Annotated in this window: 4 protein-coding genes; all 4 read right to left on the reverse strand. The window is 47.1% G+C overall.

Translation table 11 applies throughout. From position 1 onward, the window contains the following. Window positions 1-217: 217 nt before the first annotated feature. The 4 genes from FZ949_RS08110 to nifJ all read right to left on the reverse strand — a co-directional run bounded on the left by FZ949_RS08110 (window position 218) and on the right by nifJ (window position 6,416). Entirely contained in the window at window positions 218-1,363 is a 1,146-nt protein-coding gene (locus tag FZ949_RS08110; RefSeq protein ID WP_103579472.1) for a toxin-antitoxin system YwqK family antitoxin, read from the reverse strand. A gap of 112 nt (window positions 1,364-1,475) precedes the next feature. Further along, window positions 1,476-1,982 (reverse strand): DNA-deoxyinosine glycosylase, encoded by a 507-nt coding sequence (locus tag FZ949_RS08115; RefSeq protein WP_103579473.1) that lies wholly within the window; start codon window positions 1,980-1,982, stop codon window positions 1,476-1,478. A gap of 51 nt (window positions 1,983-2,033) precedes the next feature. Further along, window positions 2,034-2,639, reverse strand: a complete 606-nt coding sequence (locus tag FZ949_RS08120) for a LemA family protein (protein ID WP_103579474.1) — start codon at window positions 2,637-2,639, stop codon at window positions 2,034-2,036. Between the two features lie 174 nt (window positions 2,640-2,813). Next, on the reverse strand, window positions 2,814-6,416 hold the full coding sequence (gene nifJ, locus FZ949_RS08125; protein ID WP_148790330.1) for a pyruvate:ferredoxin (flavodoxin) oxidoreductase: 3,603 nt from the start codon (window positions 6,414-6,416) through the stop codon (window positions 2,814-2,816). Window positions 6,417-6,590: the final 174 nt, after the last annotated feature.

The raw sequence follows: 6,590 nt of genomic DNA on the forward strand, positions 1-6,590 counted from the left end.
TGAAATTTTGCTTTTATTTATAAAAATATTATCGATTTTATAAATGAGGTTGCTGCTTTTATGACTAAGATGCAAAAGATAAATATAAAAATTTTAATATTAAGTACGACTATTGTAGTGTGATTTAAAGCTAATTAAAATATTCAAAATACAAAAGGACGTAAATATTTGGTTTGGTAAAAATTCAAATGAAGCCAGTAGCAACTTATTTTAGTATTTACTCCCTCGGAAGTCCGTTTTTATCAGACTTATCGCTGATTAGCTTGCCCGCTTCGTCGTATTTTTTGGCACGGATGAGCCTGCCGCGCTCAAACTCGCCCTGGGCTTCGAGTTTGCCATTTGCGTAGTAGTGGCGCGCCTCGCCGACCTCCAGCCCGTCCTCAAACATCACTCTGGCTTTTAGCTTGCCGTTTTCGTGATACTCCTCATATAGGCCGTGATAGCGCCCGTTTTTAAACATCACTTTTGCCGCCAGCGCCCCGCTCTCGTAGTAGTCCAGCCCTGCGCCCGTTTGGCGGCCGTCTTTGTACTCGTATTCGCCTCGCAGCTTGCCGCTTGGGTAGTATTCGCGCACGACGCCGTCTTTTTCGCCGTCTTTGTAATTTTCTACCACGCGCGTTTTGCCGTTTTCGTAAAATCGCTTCCAAACGCCTTGTTTGCGGTCGTTTTTATACTCGCCCGTCTCCTCTACGGCGCCACTTTCGTAGTACCACGTCTCCGCGCCTTCTCGCTTGTCATTTTTGTAGGTTCGCTTGCCGCGGATTTTGCCGCTTTTGTAGTAGTCGACGTCCTCGCCGTTTCGCAGCCCGCCGACGTATGGACTGCGCGCGCTAACCTCGCCGCTAACGTAATAGTCGGTAAACACGCCATTTCGCTTGTCCGCCTTGTAGGTGCCCTCCTGCTTTAACGCGTCGCCCTCGTCAAAGTAGTAGCGGCGATAACGCCCGTCGCGGACGTCATTTTTATATTCGCTCTCGCCCATCAGAGCGCCGCTATCTGCATGGTAGTGCTTAGCCGTGCCCTCGCGGACGCCGTTTTTTAGGGGGTATTCGTTTGAGGGCTTGTCCCTGCCGTCAAAATAGTCCCTGTATCGCACCGCCGTGCCGCCCTGTACGTCTATCTCGCGTATAAGCGTGGGCGGTAGCGGTTTTAGCCTCGGATAGACCATGCCCATCGCATTTACGTCATATAGGTCCTCGACGCTGTATCGAAGCATCTTTAACGTACCGTCGTAGAGCTTGCCTTTTACGTAGTAAAGCCCGTTTTTTAGGCTTGCTTCGGGCTTCATTACGATTTTTGGCTCTAGTGCTTGCGCACCGATGGCTAGAAGTGGAAGTAAAAATAGAAATTTTAGGATTTTCACGGTTTTCCTGCTTTGTTTTATTTGGGTAATTTTAAATTTTGAAACTAAATTTAAGGTGAAGGCGCGGTCGTTTTTGTTTTGAATGAGTTAAATTTGAGAGCTCTTGCTAAATTTAACCGTTTTTTAACGCTTCGACGACGACCATCCACTCTTGCGCGAGCCTTTCAAGGCTAAAATTTGCGTTTGCCGAGCTAGTCGAGGGTAGCTTGACGGGCGGTTTGCCAGTTGCATTTAAAATTTGAGTTTTTAGATATTTTTCGCAGATTTCGTGCGCTTTGCCGCCGTTTGCGTAGACTTGCGTGATATTTGCGGTTTTAAAGATCGGCTCTAAATTTGCAGGCGCGACGGCGGTCATTTTAGCGTTGCTCGAGCCCTTTATTTCGCACGAGATCGCAGCGTCGTAGATAGCGATGTGGTGAGCAAGTAGAAAATTTATCTTTTCGTCTGTGCTTTCTGGTAACGGAGCATTTAAAATCCCAGCCAGCACCCGCCAAAAACGATTTTGCGGATTTGCGTAATAAAAGCCAGATTTACGAGAAACTACGGAAGGGAAGGAGCCGAGGATTAAAATTTTAGAGTTTTTATCAAAAATCGGTTTAAATGGACTAATTTGGTTCATCTATATCTTTTAAATTTTAGCCATTCAAACCATTTATGATTTTATAAAAAATTACTCTTTTTGGTTTGGATTATTTGAAATTTTATCGTTAATCATCTTTTTTGCATTCATTGCAATATCGGTGATTTTCTTATTAGAGTCACTTAAAATTTCTTGTATTCTAGCCGAATCATCTTTTTTAAATATTTTTAAATTTTCACTAAAGTCCTCATCATTAATGTCAAAATAAGCGACTGATTCAAAAGATAGTTTTGAGGCTATTAGGACTTGCGGGAACGCATTTTTATAAGAATTATAGCTTTTTACCTCAGCATTGTAGCTTTCACGTTTATTTAGGAGTTCGCTCTCGATTTTTTCTAACTGCGACATTAGCATTTGATATGTTTCGTTAGCCTTTAGTTCCGGAAAGGCTTGAGCCAAAGCAGCTACTTTTGCGACTCCATTTCCAGAAACGCCAAGTTGAATCATTTGTTCGCTACTTGCATAATCTTTGGCTATATCTATTATTTGATTTGATAGATCTAAACGTTTTTTGAGCGTAGCTTGGATATTTGCGAAGCTCTCTCTGATGTTTTGCATCATTAATTGTAGTTTATTGTATATTTTAATAATATAAGCCGCTAGGGCAATAACAACAACAATTATAGTAATAAGCATCTTTGCTCCTTTTTACTTGTTTTAAGATATACGATTTTGACTTTTTACGACTTAATTTCACTTTAAGGATTTAGAAACTTGCTTATTTTTTTGTGGGTTATTTTATTTTTTAAGTGAAATTATCTAAAAACAAAATTCTCCCACATGATAAATTTAAGCGGGAGAATTTACTCTTTACTCGGCTACGCTGCCGGCAGAGGCATCCTCGGCGCTTTCAGGCGCGCTAGACTCGATCTCGTCGCTAAAGTCAGCCAAGCTTAGGCGTTTTAGCTGACGGTAGCGTCTTTGTGCGTCGGCCTTGTTTTTAGCCAGCAGCTCGTCCGCGTGCTGCGGATTGGTTTTCTTAAGCGAGTTGTAGCGAACCTCGTTTAGCAAAAACTCCTCGTAAAGCGACCAATCAGGATCTTTTGAGGTCATTTTGAGCGGATTTTTGCCCTCTTTGATTAGGCGCGGATCGTAGACGTAGGTCGGCCAGTAGCCGCATTTGGTCGCTAGCTCGCCTTGACCGCCCGAGAGCGCCATGCCGCCTTTTATACCGTGCGCGATACACGGCGAATACGCTATCACGAGGCTAGGTCCGTCGTAGGCTTCGGCTGCGGCGATGGCTTTTATCGTGTTTGCCTGGCTGGCGTTTGAGTTGATTTGAGCTACGAAGATATTTCCGTAGGTCATCGCGATGTAGCCTAGATCTTTTTTTTGCATCGGCTTGCCGCTAGCGGTAAACTGCGCTATGGAGCCTGCGCGGCTTGATTTTGAGCTTTGGCCGCCGGTGTTTGAGTAGACCTCGGTGTCAAGCACGAGCACGTTTACGTTCTCGCCGCTAGCTAGCACGTGATCAAGCCCGCCAAAGCCGATGTCGTAGGCCCAGCCGTCGCCGCCGATGATCCACTGGGATTTTTTGACGAGATATCTTTTTAACTCTAAAATTTCTTTTACGCCCTCTACGCTTAAATTTTGCTCCAAAATCGGTGTTAAAATTTTAGCGATTTGCGTCGTTTTCTCGCCGTCGTTTTTGTGTGCGATCCAGTCGGAGTATAGCGCGGCTAGGGCATTTGGCGCGGCGTCTTTGGTGCGTAGCATGACGTCTTCGATACGGTGGCGCAGCGTCTCTACCGCGACGTTCATACCCATGCCAAACTCCGCGTTATCCTCAAATAGCGAATTCGCCCACGCTACGCCCTTGCCCTCTTTGTTCGTCGTATAAGGCGTCGAAGGCGCGCTACCGCCGTAGATCGAGCTACAACCGGTGGCGTTTGCCACGATCATACGGTCGCCGAAAAGTCTCGTAACAAGCCCGATATAAGGCGTCTCGCCGCATCCGGGACACGCACCGTGAAACTCAAATAGCGGCTGCGCAAATCCCACGCCCTTGACGCTATCTTTGCTCATCAGATCGTCTTTGTAGGTTACTTTTTTAAATAAATAATCGGCGTTTTCCTGCTCGTGTCGCTCCATCTCCTCGGCTAGCGGTACCATGACGAGCGATTTTTCCTTGCTCGGGCAAATTTGAGCGCACAGCTCGCAGCCCGTGCAGTCAAGCGGGCTAACTTGGATTTTGTATTTTAGCCCTTTTACCTCTTTGCCTTTGGCGTCTAGGACGTGATCTTGCACGGTTTGCGGCGCGGCGGCGAGCTCGTTTTCGTCGATTAGAAACGGGCGGATCACCGCGTGCGGGCAGACGAAGGCGCACTGATTACACTGGATGCAGTTGCCCTCGATCCACTTCGGTACCATTACGCCGATACCGCGTTTTTCGTATTGCGTCGTGCCTGATTTAAAGTGTCCGTCCTCATAGCCCACAAATGCCGAAACGGGCAAGCTATCGCCCCTGGCGGCGTTGATAGGCTTGACGATTTTTTCTATAAATTCGTCGCCGACGTATTTCTCCTCGTTAGCGGCGTCATCCGTCAAATTTGCCCAGCTAGGATCTACTTCGACCTTGACCAGCCCATCCGCGCCCATATCGATAGCCTTGTAGTTCATCTCCACGATCGCTTCACCCTTTTTGGCATAGGCTTTGTGTGCGTACTCTTTCATGTATTTTTGCGCGTCGGCAAATGGGATGATGTCTGCAAGTTTAAAAAACGCCGACTGCATGATGGTATTCGTGCGGTTTTTTAGCCCGATCTCGCGAGCTAGCTTAGTGGCGTTGATGATGTAGAAATTTACTCTTTTCTCAGCTAAAATTTTCTTTACTTTATTAGGTAGTTTAGCGACCGTCTGCTCGGCGTCCCAGATCGAGTTTAGCAGGAACGTTCCGCCCTCGCGGATACCGTCTATGACGTCGTAAATTTCAAGATACGCCGCGACCGAGCAGGCTACAAAGTGGGGATTTGAGACGAGATAGGTCGAGCGGATCGGGTTTTTACCGAAGCGTAGATGCGAGCGCGTGTAGCCGCCCGATTTTTTACTGTCGTATGCAAAATACGCCTGCGCGTAAAGATCGGTTTTATCGCCGATGATTTTGATTGAGTTTTTATTCGCTCCAACGGTACCGTCCGCGCCAAGGCCGTAAAATAGGCACTCTTTCACGCTTGCGTCGCTTAGCGAAATTTTCTCGCCGACTTTTAGCGAGGTGAAGGTCACGTCGTCCTCGATACCGACGGTAAAGCCGTTTTTTGGCTCGCTTAAATTTAAATTCTCAAAAACCGCCAGCATTTGTGCAGGATCGACGTCCTTTGAGCTTAGGCCGTAGCGTCCGCCCACGATCACGGGCTGATTTTTGTGTCCGTAAAACGCAGCCTTGACGTCCAGATATAGCGGCTCGCCGAGGCTTCCGGGCTCTTTCGTGCGGTCTAGCACGGCGATCTTTTCTACCGTCTCAGGCATTACGTCAAAGAAGTATTTTAGGCTAAACGGGCGGTATAGATGCACTTTTAGCACGCCTACTTTTTCGCCTTTTGCGCGCAGGTGATCGACGACTTCTTCTAGAGTTTGCGTTACCGAACCCATCGCAACCACGACGCGCGTAGCGTGCGGATCGCCGTAATAATTAAACGGACGATAGTCTCGTCCCGTGATTTTTGAAATTTCTTTTAGATACTCGGCTACGATATCAGGCACCGCGTCGTAGTAGCGGTTAGCTAGCTCGCGCGTCTGGAAGTAGATATCGTCGTTTTGAGCTGTACCGCGAGTCTTCGGGCTTTCAGGGCTTAGCGCCTCGTCTCTAAATTTTTGCAGCGCCTCGCGGTCAAGAAGCCTATCAAAGTGCGCATAGTCAAGCACCTCGACCTTTTGTATCTCGTGGCTCGTGCGAAATCCATCGAAAAAGTGTAAAAACGGCACGCGACCCTTGATCGCCGCTAGATGCGCGACGCCCGCGATATCCATGACTTCCTGCACAGAGCCGCTTGCTAGCATCGCAAAGCCCGTTTGGCGACAGGCATAAATGTCCTGATGATCGCCAAAGATAGAAAGCGCCTGAGCCGCGATAGAGCGCGCGCTCACGTGGATGACGCCCGGCAGTAGCTGGCCTGCGATTTTGTACATATTCGGGATTTTTAGCAAAAGGCCTTGCGAAGCCGTGTATGTCGTAGTTAGGGCGCCTACTTGCAGCGAGCCGTGCACAGTGCCCGCCGCCCCGCCCTCGCTTTGCATTTCGACTACTTTAACCGGCATGCCGAATAAATTTTTCTTGCCCTGGGCCGCCCACATATCGGTGTAGTCAGCCATCGGCGAGCTAGGGGTGATCGGGTATATGCCCGCAACCTCGGTAAATGCGTAAGCCGCGTGCGCCGCAGCCTCGTTTCCGTCCATAGTTTTCATTATTTTAGCCATTTTTCCGCCTTAAATTTTCTTACGATTTTTAAAAATCTTTTATTATAGAGCTAGTTTCCAAAATCTACTATTAATCTATGTCATTAATAAATTCTGAGAATTTTGCCTTTTAAATTACTAACTTTAAGCAAAATTCCATTACCTTAATGAAAAAATTAAAGGATAAAATTTGAT

This window comes from Campylobacter concisus (assembly GCF_902460545.1).
GTDB lineage: Bacteria > Campylobacterota > Campylobacteria > Campylobacterales > Campylobacteraceae > Campylobacter_A > Campylobacter_A concisus_AE.

Excerpts from the sequence above, each read along its gene's own strand:
- FZ949_RS08115 (WP_103579473.1), bottom strand. The coding sequence starts at position 1,982 with ATGAACCAAATTAGTCCATTTAAACCGATTTTTGATAAAAACTCTAAA.
- FZ949_RS08120 (WP_103579474.1), bottom strand. The coding sequence starts at position 2,639 with ATGCTTATTACTATAATTGTTGTTGTTATTGCCCTAGCGGCTTATATT.
- nifJ (WP_148790330.1), bottom strand. The coding sequence starts at position 6,416 with ATGGCTAAAATAATGAAAACTATGGACGGAAACGAGGCTGCGGCGCAC.